Genomic DNA, 15,855 nt, shown 5'->3' with positions numbered 1-15,855 from the left:
CGGCCAGACGAAGTAGAACTGACCCTGGATCGACGCTCGCCTGCTCGTGCTGCGCGTAGTAGTCCGTGGAATCCGACGCCAGCTGCCAGTTCTCCAGGAACAGCGCGGACGCGACCACCTCGCGCACGGTCTGCGGCCAGCGGTTCTCCGGCAACAGCACCGCCCCGGCCACCAGCGTCGCGCCGAGCACCACGATCGCCGCGGGCAGCAGCCGCTTGACCATCCTGCTCCACAACACGCGCAGGTCGAGCCGGCCGCGCCCGGTTGCTCGCACCAGCTGTCCCGTCACCAGGAACCCGGAGATCAGGAAGAAGACGTCGACGCCACCGGAAACGCGGCCCAGCCACACGTGGTAGACGACTACGAGCAGTGCGGCGACCGCGCGCAAGCCTTGCAGTTCCGGCCGATAGGTCCGCTCTGGTGATGGCGAACTGTGATCACTTCCTGACACGCCTGCGAGGCTGACGCCCGAACGCGTTCCAGTACATCCGTGACAACACCCAACTTCGTCCCGGACCACCCCTCCTGACGGCCGGTAGTTGAGTGACAGGACGGATCGTCAGAGGAGCGGCGACCAGGAATCGCCGGTGGCACACACCTCCGACCGCCGCTGGGAGGCGCCGTGGTCCACACCGGCCGACCCGCCCGCACTCGACGGCCGCTGAACCGGGTCCTGCTCGGGATCGCCCTGGCCCTGCTGATCGCCGGGATCACCGCGCCGCACGCACTTCTCGTCGCCGCCGGGCTGATCCTGGCGGGTCTGACCGGTCTGGGTCACCAGCGCTGCGCCGCTGCCTGATCGTCTTCGCGGGCGTGGTGGCCGGGTTCGGCCTGCTCCGTGCTGCACCTCGACCCCGCGATCGTCGCCCTGGTCGGCGCGGGCGTGATGCTGCTCGTGACACGGGCGGACGTGAGCGACGTGCTGGCCGAGGTGGAGTGGCCCACGCTCACGTTCTTCCTGGGCCTGTTCGTGATGGTGGCGGGACTCGTGCACACCGGCGTCATCGAAACCGTTGGCACGTGGGCGGTATCGGCCTTCGGCGACAACTACTTCGCGGCCGCCACGGCGTTGTTGTTCGGTTCCAGCGTGCTCGGCGCGTTCTTCGACAACATCCCCTACGTGGCCACGATGACCCCGGTGGTCGAGGGCATGGTGGCGGAGATCCCCGACACCGGCACCGGCCGTGCCCTGTGGTGGTCGTTCGCCCTCGGCGCGGACTTCGGCGGCAACGGCACGGCGGTCGCCGCCAGCGCCAACGTCGTCGCGCTGGGCATCGCCGCCCGCGCCGGACACAGGATCAGCTTCTGGCAGTTCACCCGCTACGGCATCGTCGTGACGCTGGTGAGCACCGCGATGGCCTGGGGTTACGTGTGGCTGCGGTACTTCTAGGCCGCCTGTCGCAGCACCGGCGACACCCACGCCGTGACGACGCCTGCCAGCAGCACCGCGAGGCCGGCGGCGAGGCCGGCCCGTGGATCACCCAGTGCGACCGACAGGACTCCGGCCAGCGCCGCACCGACGGGCTGGCCGAGACCCCAGGCGACCATCCGCGCCGTCGTGTTCACCCGCGACTGCAACTCCTCCGGGCACACCTGCTGCCGGTAGGTGATCCCGTTGATCACCACGAGCGCGCCGGTGATGCCCCAGTACGTCGCGGTCACGCAGAGGACGAGCCAATGTCCGCTGACGAGAACGAGGACTCCGCCGAGCACGGACAGCGGTAGCGCGGCCAGTGACACCTTCGCGTTGCCCCAGCGCGCCGTCACCCGCGGGAACAACCGGGAGGCGATCACCGCGCCCACTCCCCAGCAGGTGAACAACACCGCGAGCCGGGCGTCCCCTTTCGGAGCGACACCGAGCACCTTGTCGGCGAACGGCACGAGCACCGCCATCCAGGAGCCGCTGGCGACGGAGTGTGTGGCGCCCACGAGCGTGAGGATCCGGATGACCGGCTCGTGCCACAGGAACCGCAGCCCTTCGCGCACGTCGTGGGCGAGTTCGCCCGCGCCGCGCACCGGCCGTGGATTGGCCATGCTGCTGGTGATCGCGCGCAACAACAACGCCGACCCCACAGCCGTCAGCGCGTTCACGGCCAGCAGCGCCGCCGGAGCAACGATCGCGACGAGCAGCCCCGTCACGCCCGGCACGACGAGCTCCACCACGGTCGTGCGCCCGTAGAGCTTGGAGTAGGCGGTGGTCAGCTTCTCCTTGCCCACCAACGCCGGCAGCGCTCCGAAGTTGGCCGCGTCGAAGAACACGAACGCCGTCTGCGTCGCGAACCCCACCACCACGACGTGCGGCGCGGTCAGTCCGCCCGCCAGCCACGCCAGCGGCACGCTCAGCAGCACGGCGGCGACCGTGAAGTCCATCGCCACCATCATCACGCGGCGGTCCAGCCGATCCGCGAGCGCACCGGCCAGCAGCCCGAACACCAGGTACGGCAACGCCTCCGCCGCCGTGACGGCCGACGTCCAACCCGCCGAGCCGGTCAGCTGGTAGACGAGCACGGGCAGCGCCACCGCCGACACCACCGCGCCGACGACCGACAGCACCCGCGCGTTCAGGTAGCGACCGAAGTCGTGCTCAGGACTCACCGCTACTCCCCCACCCCATCGCCGTACCGAGCGGCGACCGCCATCGCCCGTTCCCTCAGCGCGGCGCGCAACCACTGCGGCTCAAGGACTTCCACTCCCACGGACAGCCGCCACACCGCCCACTCGGCGTGCCGGGAGTCCTGAAAGGTGACCTCCATCCGCTGCCACCCGTCCTCAGTCTCCTCGGCGAGCACGGCCAGCGCGGTCCCCACCAGTTCCTCGCGCCGCGCCGGACGCACCCGCACCAGCACGGTGACCTGGTCATCACCCGCCCGGAACCGCGTGCCGCGTTCCTGCCAGGCCCGGTCCAGGTCGACCCGGTCGGCACGCCGCGCGGGTTCGTCCAGCTCCTCGGCGGCCAGGATCCGGGACAACCGGTACGTGCGGTCCTCCCCCGACCTCTGGGCCAGCAGATAACCCTGCTCCCGCACCGTGACCAGGCCGATCGGGTCGACCGTCCGCCACTCGGGTTCCTTCTCGTGCGCCTCGTAGTGGATTCGCAGCCGGTGCCCCGCGAACACCGCGCGCCGGACCTCCGCCACCACCGCGTCCGGCAGCTCCTCCTCGACCGCGCGACGCGACAGCAGATCGGTCTCCGGGTCGATGAGCAGGCGTTCCGCCGCACCTGCCGCCGTCTGCCGGTAGCTCTCGGGCAGCGCGTCGACCACCTTGAGCATGGCCGAGGCGAGGGCCGAACCGAGTCCGAACACCTGGGCACCGCGCCGTGAACCGGCGACCAGCAGGGCGAGCGCCTCGTCGTGGTTCAGGCCGGTGAGTTCGGTCTGGAAACCGGGCAGCAGCGCGAAACCTCCGTGCCGGCCGCGTTCGGCGTAGACCGGCACGCCCGCCGCGGAGAGCGCCTCGATGTCGCGCAGCACCGTCCGGGTGGAGACCTCCAGCTCGCGGGCCAGCGCCGTCGCGGACAGCCGACCGTGCCGGCGCAGCAGCAGGACCAGTGAGACCAACCGGTCGGCACGCATGCGAAAACCCTACGGGAATACACGACACAGGATGTCGTGTATCGGTTGCGAGGCTGCACAGCGACATCCGGGAATCCTGAATGGAGCTGTTGTGGCAGTGGAACGAACGCCGGTCAACCCGTGGACCTGGTCGGCGGAGCTGGGGTACCACCAGGGCGAGGTCGTCACCGGGCAGACCCGGACGCTCTTCTGCGCAGGCCAGACCTCGATGAACGGCGACGGCAAGCCCGAGCACGCCGGGGACATGGCGGCGCAGTTGACGTTGAGCCTCGACAACCTGGAAGCGGTGCTGGCCGAGGCGGGGATGTCGCTCGCGAACCTCGTGCGGCTCACCGTCTACACCACCGACGTCGACCTGCTGTTCCAGCACTACGGCGTGCTGGCGGCCCGGCTCGGCCAGGCGCGGGTGGCGCCGCCCACGACGATGCTCGGCGTGACGCGGCTGGCGATCCCGGACCTGATGGTCGAGCTGGAGGGCACGGCGGTCGCGTAGGTGCGTCCGGCTGATCCGGGCACATCGGCGCCCTCTCCGGCATGACGCGGGACGAGACGATGTTCTGCGTGGATGAGGAACTCCTGCAGGTGATGCAGGAGTGGACGCCGCCCGCCGGCTGGACAGGGTCCTCTCCGTCACGGAGTTCCTCGGGCAGGTCCCGCCACGCCGGCCGGAGACGTCGTCGATCGGCTTCTCAGACCGGGGTGCAGTGCAACGCCGGCGCGGCCGCTCCGCCGGTTGCCTGGAACCCGAACGTGGTGCTGCCACCCGCACCTATGGAGCCGTTCCACCCGGCGTCCGCGGCGACCACGCGGGTGCCGTCCTGCTTCAGGCTGGTGCTCCACGAGTTCGTGACCTGCTGGCCGCCGGGCCACGTCCAGCTGACCCGCCATCCGGCCATCGCCGTGTGGCGGTCGTTGGTGACGGTCACCGTCGCGACGTGTCCGGTGCTCCAGTCGCCGTTGACGTGCAGGCTCGCCGAACACCCCGCGGGCGGCAGCACCAGCAGCGTGATGGAGTTCGCCGGATACGTCGCGTCGGCACGACCGTCGATCACCGGGAGATCGGCGCCGTGCACGATCCCGCCCAGGTTCGCCGGGCCGTAGGTGAACCGTTGCGCCGCAGCGGTTCCGTCGAACCCGGCCGTCGACAGCGGCGAGGTCAGGTCCTCGCCGGTCTTGTTGACGACCATGACGGTGAGCGCGTCGTCGGACGAGCGCTGTGCCGCGTACACCGCGAGCCTGCCCTGGTCGGCGGAGGTCGCCGACACGCTGACGTCACCGAACCGGCTGCCCGCGCCGTCGTAGTTGCGGTACATCCGGAACGCGTACGCGCCGGGATCGGTCGGCTTGGGCTCACCCCACATCGTGGCGAGGTCGAGGCCCTCACGTCCGAAGATGCCGAGAACGTCGGCCTGTGTCAGCGCTCCGTTGATGTCGTCCAGCGCGCCCCAGTTGTACTCGGTGATGGCGGTCTTGGTGCCGGGGTTGTACTGGTCGATCCACGACTTCATCGTGCGGATGAACTGCAACGGCGGCGCGTTGACCCCGCCGGGGCCGATCCAGGACTCCTCGACGTAGGTGGGGTCCCACAACGACCTCGTGGACCGCAGCCGCAGGGCGTTGGACTCGGGGTCCTTGCCGCCGCCGATCTGCGGGTAGAAGTGCTGGTCGAAGTAGTCGAGGAAACGCTTACCGCCGTGGGCGTCGCTGTAGTCCTTCATGTTCTTCAGGTACCACTGCGAGAGGTTGAGACCGCCGTGCGCGGCCGAGTCGGCACCGGGCCCGCAACCGTCCACACCGGACGCGACCCACTCGCAGTACCCCCAGCCGGACGGGCCGAGGACCGCGGCACCGGGGTCGGCGGCCTTGATCGCCGCGGCGGTCGCCGTGCCCTTGCTTCCCAGTTCGTCGTACGAGACCAGTTCGGGATGCACGTCACGATGCGTGTGGGCCCACAGCACCGGCTCGTTGTCGAGCTCGTAGATCGGCACGCCGCCCTGCGCCGCCGTGCCGAACCTGCTCACCAGGTGCGACACCATCTCGCCGGCGAACGCCGCGCCGGCCCTGACCGAGGTGTCCGCGGGCACGCCGGCGAGGTTCGCCCCGTTGAGCAGACCGTTGCCGCAGTGGGGGTCCCACTCGTCGAAGCCGTCCTGCCGCGGGTACCTGGTCGCCGGGAAACCGCACGCGAACGGGTGCGACGACGGCGAGTCCTTGGCCACCCAGCCGACCATGGGCACGGTGACGACCGGCTTGATGCCGCGGTCGAGGTTGGACCCGACCATCCACTCGAGGGTGTGCTGCTCGTCGGCGACGATGTTCTCGAAGTACCAGTCGCTGCCGGTGTTGTACGTGTGGTTCTTGAAGTTGTAGCGGCTGGACGCGTTGCCGCCCCAGCGCGCCACCGACTGGCCGATCTCGGCGTTGAACGCCGGATCGCCGCCGTTCAGGCCGTAGATGCCGGGACTGATCGCGTGCCGGGCGGCGGACACGTCCACCGACAGTTCGGGCCCGGTGGCCGCCGCTGCGTTCGGAGTCGCCTGGACCGTGAACGTCGCTGCCACGAGCAACGCCGCCGAGCCCGTGGCCGTGATCGAACGCGCCTTCCGCCATTGCCGCATACCGACCACAGACGCCCCCGCCCGATCCAGTGCGTGGATATGTGCCCACAGGACGGTCGCGGGAAACGCGCAAAGCGTCAAGCACGAACAGGTCGAATCGACGGCGTTCGAGTCGAAGACCTGATTCGGACGAATGCGTTCACCCGATCATCGGCATTCGCCCTGACCGCGCCGCTCTTCCCGTGTCGCGTGGCCTGAAGCCGGGCACCGCACTGTCCTGAGAGGACCGAAGCTCTCCCAGGACAGTGCGTGCTCCAGCAGGATCAGATCTTGCCCGCCGCCACGTCGGCGAGGTTCACGCGGGACGACTTGTAGGTCACCACCGCGTACTTCGACGGGTTCGGCGAGTTCTCGGCCGGGAAGGTCTCGTCGCGGATGGGCAGTCCGTTGTCGGCGTTGATGGTCAGCTTCGCCGAGGCGTCACCGCCTAGGATGTCAGGGCTCGCGCCGATGGTCAGCGCGCGCTGGCCGTCGACGTCGGTCTCTCCGACAGTCGCCTCCTTGATGGTGGCGAGGAGCTTCAGCACACCCGCGCGGACCTCGGCGTTGGCTGCGCCGACGAACAGCGCGTACGTGGCGTTGCTCCACAGGTGGTTGCCGATGCGGTTCTCCAGGTCCTTGCCCGTCGGACGCGGCCTGGGAGGCAGCACCTCCTTGCCGGCCTTGCGGAACATCTCGTCGACCTCCGCCTGGGCGTCCGCCCAGGCCTTGTCCGCCTCGGCGGGGGTCAGGCCGAGTCCCAGGGCGTTGCCTGCGGCGGTGACCATCGCGACCCTGGCCTTTTCCACGTCGCCGTTCGCGGCCTGGCGAGCCGCCGCCATCACCTTCGCGTCGAACGGCCGAGCCTGGTCCTCGTTCTTCGCCGCCGAGGCCCCCAGGGTCTTCGCCGAGTCCCCCTTGAAGACCTGGCCCTTGTCGGTGTAGACGGTGTAGTAGACGTACGGCGAGCCGTCCGGCGCGGTCTTCGTGCCGATGACCAGCGACGAGTCACCCATCAGCGTGGCCGCGGCCTTGACCTCGGAGGCCAGTTTCACGAGCGGTGACTCGACCACCGGCGGGGCTGCCTCGATCGCAGGGCCGGTCGGGACGCTGCCGCCCGTCGTGCCCATCACCACGGCCGTGGCGACGGCTGCCGCACCCACGGCGGCGACGCTGACCTTGGGCCAGGAGAACCAGCGCTTCGGTCGCACGACCGTGGCCACAGGTTCCGTCATCGCCGTGTGCAACGCCGTGCGCGCACGGTCGTAGGCCTCCGGCCCAGGGGACGGCACTTCACGCAGATTCTTCATCAGATCCATTTCATCCATGGGGTGTCTTTTCACGTTGTCGGGACTTGCAGCAGCGCGGCCACCTCGGGGGTCTCACGCAACGTCTTGCGCGCCTGGTGCAACAGGCGGCGGGCCGTGCCCGCGGGGATGTCGAGCACTCGCCCGGCCTCCGCGACGGTCAGGTCCTCCCAGGCGACCAGGCCCAGCACTTCCCGTTCCTCCGGTTTGAGGCGGGCCAGCGCACTGCGGAGCAACGCCTGTGTGTCCACGCGGGCGTCCACCGCCGGCCAGGGATCCCAGTCGCTCGCCACACGGCTCAGGTCCGGCGCCGGTTCCTCCGCCGGTTCCGACCGCCAGTGCCGGCGCAACCTGTTCAGCGCGACGCCGTACAACCAAGGCCTGGCTTCGGGATGCGAGCGGTCGTAGGTCGCACGGGACTCGTAAGCCGCCACCCACACATCGCCGAGCACGTCCTCGGCTGCTTGTCGCCCCACTCTGCGCGCGAGGTAGTTCCCGATCGCGGTCTCGTGGCGGCTGATCACTTCCACGAAGGCGTTGGTGTCTCCGCGCAGTGATCTGCCGATCAGTTCCGCGTCTGACGACATGAAGCTCCTCGGGGTTTCGCTTCGCCCTTGCACCCCGTATTTGCCAACGCGCGCCAAAAGCGTTCAGGTTGCTTCGCCCCATGACGAAGTTCGCTGTTCAGCGGCTGGCCGCAGGACGAGCGAGGCCGCCGGGAGTCGTGGGGGACACGACTCCCGGCGGCCCGAGAACCCGATCAGGAGCAGGCGCTCACCTCACCGTGATGTTGGAGTTGCCGCTGCTCTGATATCCCTCGGTCGCGAGGATCATGTAGTAGCTGAAGTTGCCGAGCCGCATGTTGGCGCGGCTCCACGCGTCGAAGTGGTTGCCGGTGGTGATGGATCCACCGGTCCGCCTTTGCTGCCGGACGCTCCAGAACTGCGGGAAGGTCTTGTTGTTGCCTTCGACGGAGGGCGCGTTGTACCGCATCGTCTGGTAGATGTCGTACGTGCCGCCGTCAGTGGTGACCGTGCCCTTGTAGGTGCCGGTGGGCCGGTAGTTGCCCCAGTTGTCGACGATGTAGTACTCGACCAGCGGGTTCGACGTCCACCCGTACAGCGTCAGATAGGCGTTGCCGGACGGGTTGAAGCTTCCGGAATAGTTCACCGTCCGCCGCGAACCGTTGCTCCAGCCCTTGCCGCCGACGAAGTTGCCGACATTGCTCCACGAGGTGCTGTAGTTGCCGCCGGAGCCGAAGTCCATGCAGACCCGGCCGCCGCCGTCGGTCCAGAACGAAAAGTAGTAACCGCCGTTGTTGCCCGTCTGGCTCGAGCACGTCGCGGCGGCACCGACATCAGCACTGGCCACGACCGGCGTCAGCGCCATGACCAGCGCGGTGCAGGCGCCGCCGACGAGCAGGGCGACACGGCCGCGTTTGCGGCTCGACGGTCGGAAATTGCTTTCAACCATATGCGGTACTCCTCGTCGTCGAGGTTGGTACGGCGGCAAGGCAGCACGAAGCGACCCGTGCGAGTGAATGGTGATCGCGATGACGGCCGCCGTCGATTCGGACACTAGCAGTGCCGAGCCGACTCCGTAAGGTTGCCGAGAAGTTTCGAAACGTTGCAGCGAACCCGCACCGCCTATAGCAGGCTGCTTTCATGTCCATCAAACAAGTCGAATCAATCGAATGATTCGACAGCTGAACTCACGTTTATGGGTCGAGCTAAAGATTTAGCCTTCGAGTGCGCCCGATCTGGGTGTTTCCTGAGAGTCCACCGCCGCGACCGTGATCGGGGGGCGACCGCGACTTCCTGCCACCAGAAAGTCATCGTCACCGCGCACCACCGAAGTTTCCCTGCGCCGAAACGAGGATGCCGTCGCATCGGACTCAACCAGTGCGGCTCGTCCGGGCCAGCTGAATGGTGAACGAGGCGCCGGTCTGCGTCATGACGTCGCCCTGACAGACGTAGTGCTCCGGCTCCACGCTCGCCTCGAGTGCACGGGTCTCCTGCACCACACCGTCAATCGTCACCGTGGTGGTCCCGCTGGCCATCGGGCTGCTGTACAGGATCTGTCCGGCTCCGGTGTCGTACCTGAAGGTGATCGTTCCTGAGCTGACTGATCGAAGTGTCTTCCCGTCGAACGTTCCGGTCGTGACGTTTCCGGTACCGAAGTCGAGAACCGCCGTGCCGTCCGCTCGGAACCGCTGGACCCGACCGGCGCTGGTGAACCGCACGTCGACCCCGCCGGGGGACTTCACGTGTGATTCGTTGGCAGTCTCGATCCACGTCCCGACGACACATGTGTCCACTGTGGTCTCTTGCGGGCTGATGTCGCGGCCTGCCGAGGTGGCGCTGGTGGGCGTGGTCTGCGGCGGTGGCTTCGCGTCGCCCTCGTCGTCGGGCACAGCGGAGGACGAGCTCACGTGCCCGGTCCAAATGTTCCAGTCTCCTGGCAGTCCGGACAGAGGGGCGACGATCATCACCGCGGCCAGCAGAGCAATCACCACGACGGGCACGCCACGGGCACCGGCGGGCCCAGAGGCCGGGGTAGCCGGGTGACTGCGTCGTCGGCGCAGGGCGCTGACCGCGGCACCGAGCAGCGCGCCCGGAACCGCCAGGATCAAGCCCTTGATCAGGATCGTGTGCAGGTAGCCGGTGAGATCGGGGAGGCTGACCGTCGGAACGCATCTCGTCGGCGCGTTTCCGTACAGGTCCACGCAGCGGCTGAACATCAGGACACCGAGCCAGCCGATGGCGGCGAGCGTTCCCGTCAAGGACACCGCGAGCGCGACGAGGGCGGGACGGTGCCGGCGGACGCGAGCGGCGACGAGACCGGCGACAACGGCTTGCGCGAGCACGGCCAAGGTGATGTACGTACTCAGCTGCACGTAGCCGAAGTAGGTGGTCCCGGTCGTGAAGGTGGTGTCCTGTCGAACGTTCAGCGGCAGTGCGGACTTGGCCACGTAGGACAGGGCGACACCGATGACCATCACCGCGATGCCACCGACGAGTCCGGTGGTCAGTGGTCGGTCGAGACGCATGGCGGGTGCCCCGGCCGGAGTGCCGCTTCCGCGGCGACGGAGTGTGATGACGATCGGGACGAGCCAGAGCAGGGTCAGGCCGGGCAGGGTGAGCGGGTTGCCGTCCAGGTACCGCAGCGGAAGCCAGGTGAAGTCGGTCCACCAGGAGAGGGTGCGGTACCAACCGATTTCCGCGCCGGTCCCGGGGACGGATCCGAGGATCGGCGTCCACAGCGCGAGGTCGAGGCCGTGGAGGACGAACCACGCGGCGAACCAAGGTGCGGCAACGACTCCAGTGGCCGCCACCACCGCGAACGGCGCCCACCGACGACGCGGCGTGACCGGGGTCAGTGCCAGGCGAAGAACAGACAGCGTCCATCCGGCCAGCAGCACCCCGCCGACCACCAGCAGCAGCGTGGTGAGGACGACGGCCACGCCTCCGCCCAGGCCGCCGCCCGGCTGGTCCCATCTGACGCTCGCGTGGAACAGCGACAGATGCTCGCCGAGCACGAATCCGGCAGCGAGCACCGCCGGGCACAGCAGCCAGGTCCACCGGAGCCGCCGCGCCGGATCGCCGGCAGCGGCGTGCCACAGCGTGACCGCGAGCAGCCCGCTGAGGACCAGCGCGGTCACCAGACCGGCCAGGCCCCGGCTGAAGGCGGCGGTCGTCACGAACAGGAAGTCGAACACGAAGCCGAGATCGGTGGCGAGCATGCCCGCGGCGATTCCGGCCCCGGCCAGTACCCACAGGCTGGGGCGTGCCAGGACGGCCGGGTCGTCGATGGCGGCCAGCCGCTGCCGGGCGTCGGGATGCGTGCTCAGCAACGCCCGCCACCACGGGCCGGCCGGTGCCCGGAGCCGGCCGACGAGGCCACGGAGTGCCCCATCTGGTCCATCGTGGACGGCAGCGATCGCGTCGGCGTGCGTCTCACGGACGTGCAAGATCGCGTTGCGGGTCAGGTACACCAGTGCGGTGAGCGCCAGCAGTGAGCCGAGAACGGCCAGCGTCCCCGTCCATCGGCCGGTCAGCGCCGTCACGGACCAGCCGAGCGGGATGGCTATCAGCAGGCCGCCCACGAAGGGGATCAGGGCGACGACCACGTACGCCCGCCAGATCGCCATGGTCAGGTAGGTCTTGTCCACGTCCCGGTTCCACAGGTGCGCCAGCTCGTGCAGCACCACCGCGCGAAACGCCGCCCGATCGGTGCTGTACAAGATCACCAGACCCGCGTCGAGCTGCACCCGGCGGCGGCGGACGTGACCGAACGACCGCCCGCCGGCCGTGGCGTTGTACGGCGCGAGCAGCCATGCCGGAGGCCGAGCCAGTCCGACCTTCTGGCTCAACTCACCGAGATACGCCAGCAACTCCGGGCAGTTCTCGGCGGAGATCGGCACCAACCGACGCCGGCGAATGATCCACCACGGCTGCAGCCAGTACAGGACCACCGCCAAACCGAACAGAAGCACCAGCCCGTACCCCGCCCAGGACACCTCATCGAGGTACACAGGCGCGAGACACCGCATCGCGCGCGCGGCAGCCTCCGCGCGCAACGGCACTTCATCCGGGCCGGCCAGAGGCGGCAGACCGGACACCTCGGCGAAGCAGCTCTTCTGGGCATCCACCTGACGGGCCGAGTTCGCGGGCACCAGCAGGTGCAGGAGCATGAACATGGTCGAACTCGTGGCCGCGACCACTGCGATCAACAGCGCGAACCGCGTCGTTGTCCCCGCGGGCACATCGTGCGGATGGGGCACCGGTCTGTGCGCGGTGTCGTCCTGGCTTCCGCTCTCGACTTCCGCGCCGGTCATCGCCGACCTCCCCGAAGCGACCAGGACAGCACCTCGATCCCTCCTCGCCCAGACGAAGATCGGCCCCGGCCGAGGGTTCTCCTCGTCGTTCGGACGCGCGAGTGTTTGTGCACTTCTCACTCGATTGTCGTAGCGAACAGACCCGCACCGGCCACGTCGCGCAAAAGTCCTAATTAGACGGTGGCGGTGGCGAGGAGGAGGACGTCCGCGTCCACGCCGGGGGCTATGGCGTCCATCCGGTCGACACGCCCGAGACAGGCGGCCAGTTCGCGGAACTCGGTGTGCAGGTCCGCGGGATTCGTTCCGGGTCCGTCCGTCCCGGTCATGATCGGCACGCCGGCCTGCAGCACTGGGCAGATCTTCCACTCGGCGTCTGCACGAGAGCCTCAAACTACCTTTTCGATAGCGCCATAGATTCCGCAGCGCTGTGATCTAGCCGGCATCGACCTCGATCGACTCGATGGCGGCGGCCGCGAGCGGGGTCGCCGTCTCGACGTAGCGGGTGGCCAGGGACTGGAACAGTTGCTCGGCCTCGATCGCCGGCCAGTCCCCCGCGAGCAGTTCGGCCGGCAGGTGGGGGTCCTGGCGCACGAGGTCGAGCCAGTCGGCGTGCAGCAGCAACTGGCGGGCCAGGTCGTCGGGCAACGAGCCGTCCGGCACCCGCCACTTCGTCAGGAAGTCCTGGTAGCGGGCGGCGATGGCGGCCGTGTCGAACGCGCGGCGGGCCAGGTCCACCGCCTCGGTCGGTTTGGCGTGCTGGGCGGTGAAGACCGTGACGTTCTCCGCGAGCCCCTCGACCAGCGCGGTCACGTCGCGTGCGCCCGGCGCGATCCACAGGCCGTTCTGCACCGGCCCGAAGCCGGCCCACTGCAGCTGCGAACGCAGGTCGTGCCGTTCGCCGCGGCGGCCTTCCGGCAGCGAGAAGCCGACCAGGGTCCAGGTGCCGTCCCAGTCCCGGTTCACCGCGCCGCGCTGCCAGATCCGGCGCTCACCGTCCCTCAGGACGTCCGTCGCGCGCGGTGTGAGTCCGAAGTAGACCTTGCGGCCGTTGCGGTGCTTGGTGAGCAGGCCCCGCGAGGTCATGCGCGTCAGCGTCGAGCGCACCGCCTCCTCCGAGACGTCCACGCGCCCGAACACGTCGATCACGCTGCCCGAGTAGACCGCGATGCCGCGGTCGAACACGTACAGACCGAGGAAGTTGAGCATCAAGGACTGGGGAGTCACACAGCTCACGATACATGTTGGGCAGCATCTAGACGAGCGTCATGAATATGCCCTACTTTGGATCGCGACCCCAACGGAGAGGACTCGCCTGATGGAGCTGTCGGGAAAGGTCGCGATCGTCACCGGCGCCGGTCGCGGGCTGGGCCGGGCCTACGCGGAAGCGTTGGCGCGCAACGGGGCCAAGGTCGTGGTCAACGACGTGGACGAGTCCGCGGAGGAGGTCGCCGCGAGCATCGGGGGCCGCGCGGTGATCGCGCCGGTCGGGTCCGCCGAGACCGCCGACCTGCTCGTCGCAGCCGCCGTGGAGGAGTTCGGACGGCTCGACGTGCTGGTCACCAACGCCGGCATCCTGCGCGATCGTGTGCTGTGGAAGATGACCGACGACGACTTCGACGCGGTCATCAACGTGCACCTGCGCGGCACCTTCACGTGCGCCCGCGCGGCGGCGGTGCGGATGCGCGAGCAGGGCACCGGCGGCAGCCTCGTGCTGATCTCGTCGCCCGCCGGCCAGCGCGGCAACTTCGGGCAGACCAACTACTCCGCCGCCAAGGCCGGGATCGCCGCCATGGCACGGACCTGGGCGTTGGAACTCGCCCGCTCGGACATCGCCGTCAACGCGGTCGTCCCGGTCGCGGCCACCGAGATGACCCGCACGATTCCGGCGTTCGCGCCGTTGATCGAGGAGTCCGAACGGACCGGCGCGCCACTGCCGGAGTGGGTGCGGCGCGACGAGGGCCTGGGCACCGTCGAGGACGTCGCGGACCTGATCGTCTACCTCGCCTCGGACGCGGCGAAAGGCGTGACGGGACAGGCGATCGGCATCGGCGGGGACCGGCTCGCGCTCTGGTCGCACCCTGCCGAGAAGCAGGTCCTGTTCGCGGACGGAGGCTGGAACGCGGCCGCGATCGCCGAGCGGTTCAGCGAGTTCGAGGCCGAGACCTACGGAGTCCCGATGCCGGTGGCGCCGTGAACATTCCCAAAATGAACGTGGACGATCTGGTCGCCATCGACGTCCACACGCACGCCGAGATCTCCGGCGACGGCCACAGTTCGCTGAGCCCGACGCTGATCGAGGCGTCCGCCAAGTACTTCAAGGCCGCCCACCGGCAGCCGACGATCGCCGAGACCGCCCAGATCTACCGCGAGCGGAAGATGGCCGCGGTGATCTTCACGGTCGACGCGGAGCACGCCACCGGCCACCCGCGCATCTCCAACGAGGAGATCGCCGCGTCCTGCGCCGAACACGCGGACGTGCTGATCCCGTTCGCGAGCGTCGACCCGTGGAAGGGCCGCACCGCCGTCCGGGAGGCGCGGAGGCTGGTCGAGGAGCACGGTGTGCGGGGCTTCAAGTTCCACCCCAGCCTCCAGGACTTCTCCCCCGACGACCGGATGGCGTACCCGCTGTACGAGGTCATCGAGGAGCTGGGCGTGCCCGCCCTGTTCCACAGTGGACAGACCGGGATCGGCGCCGGCGTGCCCGGTGGCGGCGGCATCAGGCTCAAGCACTCCAACCCGATGCTCGTGGACGACGTCGCCGTGGACTTCCCGCACCTGCGGATCGTGCTCGCGCACCCGTCGTTCCCCTGGCAGGACGAGGCGCTCGCGGTGGCGACGCACAAGCCGTTCGTGTACATCGACCTGTCCGGCTGGTCGCCGAAGTACTTCCCGCCGCAGCTCGTCCGCTACGCCAACACCCTGCTGCAGGACAAGGTCCTGTTCGGATCGGACCACCCCGTCATCACCCCGGACCGCTGGCTCGCCGACTTCGCCAAGCTCGACATCTCCGACGAGGTCCGGCCCAAGATCCTCAAGCACAACGCAGCCCGCCTGCTCGGACTCGTCAAGGAGGACGCGTGACCATCTCCGTCCAAGGAATCGCCGAACTCAAGGCCCTGGCGGGAACGAGCCTCGGCCACACCGACTGGCTGCAGATCGACCAGGGGCGCGTCGACACGTTCGCCGCCGCCACCGACGACCACCAGTGGATCCACGTCGACCCGGAACGCGCCGCATCCGGACCGTTCGGCGGCACGATCGCGCACGGCTACCTGACGCTGGCGCTGCTCATCCCGTTGATGACCGAACTGCTCGACGTCTCGGGCGTGCGGATGAGCCTGAACTACGGGCTGGAGAAGGTGCGGTTCCCCGCGCCGGTGCCGGTCGGGGCCAAGATCCGGCTGCTGGGCCGGGTCGAGTCGGTCGAGGACGTGCCGGGCGACGGCGTGCAGCTCACCGTCGACTTCACCGTCGAGATCGAGGGCTCCGCGAAGCCCGCTTGTGTCGCACGTGCCGTCTACCGCCACTACGCATGAGGT

Annotated in this window: 15 protein-coding genes and 1 pseudogene; 6 read left to right on the top strand and 10 right to left on the bottom strand. The window is 69.0% G+C overall.

All coding sequences use genetic code 11. The annotated features are described in order from the left end of the window. Positions 1 to 196: 196 nt before the first annotated feature. A pseudogene (locus ACIRG5_RS41790) lies at positions 197 to 349 on the bottom strand (hypothetical protein); the annotation flags it as partial. A gap of 273 nt (positions 350 to 622) precedes the next feature. On the opposite strand from ACIRG5_RS41790, the gene ACIRG5_RS41785 reads away from it, so the two are divergent. Together ACIRG5_RS41785 and ACIRG5_RS41780 are read left to right on the top strand one after the other, a co-directional pair. After that, positions 623 to 799, top strand: coding sequence for a hypothetical protein (locus tag ACIRG5_RS41785; RefSeq protein WP_402915852.1), 177 nt, complete (start codon positions 623 to 625; stop codon positions 797 to 799). A 39-nt stretch (positions 800 to 838) separates the two neighbouring features. Continuing rightward, positions 839 to 1,390, top strand: coding sequence for an SLC13 family permease (locus tag ACIRG5_RS41780; RefSeq protein ID WP_402915850.1), 552 nt, complete (start codon positions 839 to 841; stop codon positions 1,388 to 1,390). Here ACIRG5_RS41780 and ACIRG5_RS41775 read toward each other — a convergent pair. After that, positions 1,387 to 2,595: an MFS transporter gene (locus ACIRG5_RS41775; RefSeq protein ID WP_402915848.1), complete on the bottom strand. Its 1,209-nt coding sequence runs from the start codon at positions 2,593 to 2,595 to the stop codon at positions 1,387 to 1,389. The genes ACIRG5_RS41780 and ACIRG5_RS41775 overlap by 4 nt on opposite strands. 2 nt (positions 2,596 to 2,597) lie before the next feature. After that, positions 2,598 to 3,575 (bottom strand): helix-turn-helix transcriptional regulator, encoded by a 978-nt coding sequence (locus ACIRG5_RS41770; protein WP_402915846.1) that lies wholly within the window; start codon positions 3,573 to 3,575, stop codon positions 2,598 to 2,600. 97 nt (positions 3,576 to 3,672) lie between these two features. Between ACIRG5_RS41770 and ACIRG5_RS41765 the strand changes: the two genes are divergently transcribed. Continuing rightward, positions 3,673 to 4,068 (top strand): RidA family protein, encoded by a 396-nt coding sequence (locus tag ACIRG5_RS41765; protein WP_402916007.1) that lies wholly within the window; start codon positions 3,673 to 3,675, stop codon positions 4,066 to 4,068. 196 nt (positions 4,069 to 4,264) lie between these two features. On the opposite strand, the gene ACIRG5_RS41760 is transcribed toward ACIRG5_RS41765, so the two are convergent. From ACIRG5_RS41760 to ACIRG5_RS41730, 7 genes are all read right to left on the bottom strand, one after another. Beyond that, positions 4,265 to 6,193, bottom strand: a complete 1,929-nt coding sequence (locus ACIRG5_RS41760) for a glycoside hydrolase family 44 protein (protein ID WP_402915844.1) — start codon at positions 6,191 to 6,193, stop codon at positions 4,265 to 4,267. Positions 6,194 to 6,456: 263 nt separating this feature from the next. Then, entirely contained in the window at positions 6,457 to 7,482 is a 1,026-nt protein-coding gene (locus ACIRG5_RS41755) for a hypothetical protein (RefSeq protein WP_402915842.1), read from the bottom strand. A 29-nt stretch (positions 7,483 to 7,511) separates the two neighbouring features. Then, positions 7,512 to 8,066 (bottom strand): RNA polymerase sigma factor, encoded by a 555-nt coding sequence (locus ACIRG5_RS41750; RefSeq protein WP_402915840.1) that lies wholly within the window; start codon positions 8,064 to 8,066, stop codon positions 7,512 to 7,514. A 187-nt stretch (positions 8,067 to 8,253) separates the two neighbouring features. Next, positions 8,254 to 8,952, bottom strand: coding sequence for a glycoside hydrolase family 11 protein (locus ACIRG5_RS41745; protein ID WP_402915838.1), 699 nt, complete (start codon positions 8,950 to 8,952; stop codon positions 8,254 to 8,256). A gap of 421 nt (positions 8,953 to 9,373) precedes the next feature. Further along, on the bottom strand, positions 9,374 to 12,316 hold the full coding sequence (locus tag ACIRG5_RS41740) for a M48 family metalloprotease (protein WP_402915836.1): 2,943 nt from the start codon (positions 12,314 to 12,316) through the stop codon (positions 9,374 to 9,376). A gap of 173 nt (positions 12,317 to 12,489) precedes the next feature. Further along, the gene (locus tag ACIRG5_RS41735; protein ID WP_402915834.1) at positions 12,490 to 12,666 is read right to left on the bottom strand and encodes a hypothetical protein; all 177 of its coding nucleotides are present in this window, start codon (positions 12,664 to 12,666) and stop codon (positions 12,490 to 12,492) included. Between the two features lie 82 nt (positions 12,667 to 12,748). Next, positions 12,749 to 13,540, bottom strand: a complete 792-nt coding sequence (locus ACIRG5_RS41730) for a PaaX family transcriptional regulator C-terminal domain-containing protein (protein WP_402915832.1) — start codon at positions 13,538 to 13,540, stop codon at positions 12,749 to 12,751. Between the two features lie 91 nt (positions 13,541 to 13,631). Here ACIRG5_RS41730 and ACIRG5_RS41725 point away from each other — a divergent pair, with 91 nt between their 5' ends. The 3 genes from ACIRG5_RS41725 to ACIRG5_RS41715 are packed head-to-tail and all read left to right on the top strand — an operon-like array spanning position 13,632 to position 15,852. Beyond that, positions 13,632 to 14,510: an SDR family NAD(P)-dependent oxidoreductase gene (locus tag ACIRG5_RS41725; protein ID WP_402915830.1), complete on the top strand. Its 879-nt coding sequence runs from the start codon at positions 13,632 to 13,634 to the stop codon at positions 14,508 to 14,510. Between the two features lie 11 nt (positions 14,511 to 14,521). Further along, a complete protein-coding gene (locus ACIRG5_RS41720; protein WP_402915828.1) occupies positions 14,522 to 15,397 on the top strand; it encodes an amidohydrolase family protein in 876 nt (291 codons plus the stop codon). Then, entirely contained in the window at positions 15,394 to 15,852 is a 459-nt protein-coding gene (locus tag ACIRG5_RS41715; RefSeq protein WP_402915826.1) for a MaoC family dehydratase, read from the top strand. The genes ACIRG5_RS41720 and ACIRG5_RS41715 overlap by 4 nt, the downstream gene beginning before the upstream one ends. The last annotated feature ends 3 nt before the right edge of the window (positions 15,853 to 15,855 follow it).

Source organism: Lentzea sp. NPDC102401, assembly GCF_044765805.1.
Classification (GTDB): Bacteria; Actinomycetota; Actinomycetes; order Mycobacteriales; family Pseudonocardiaceae; genus Lentzea; species Lentzea sokolovensis.
This window is presented reverse-complemented; position numbering and strand designations above follow the sequence as displayed.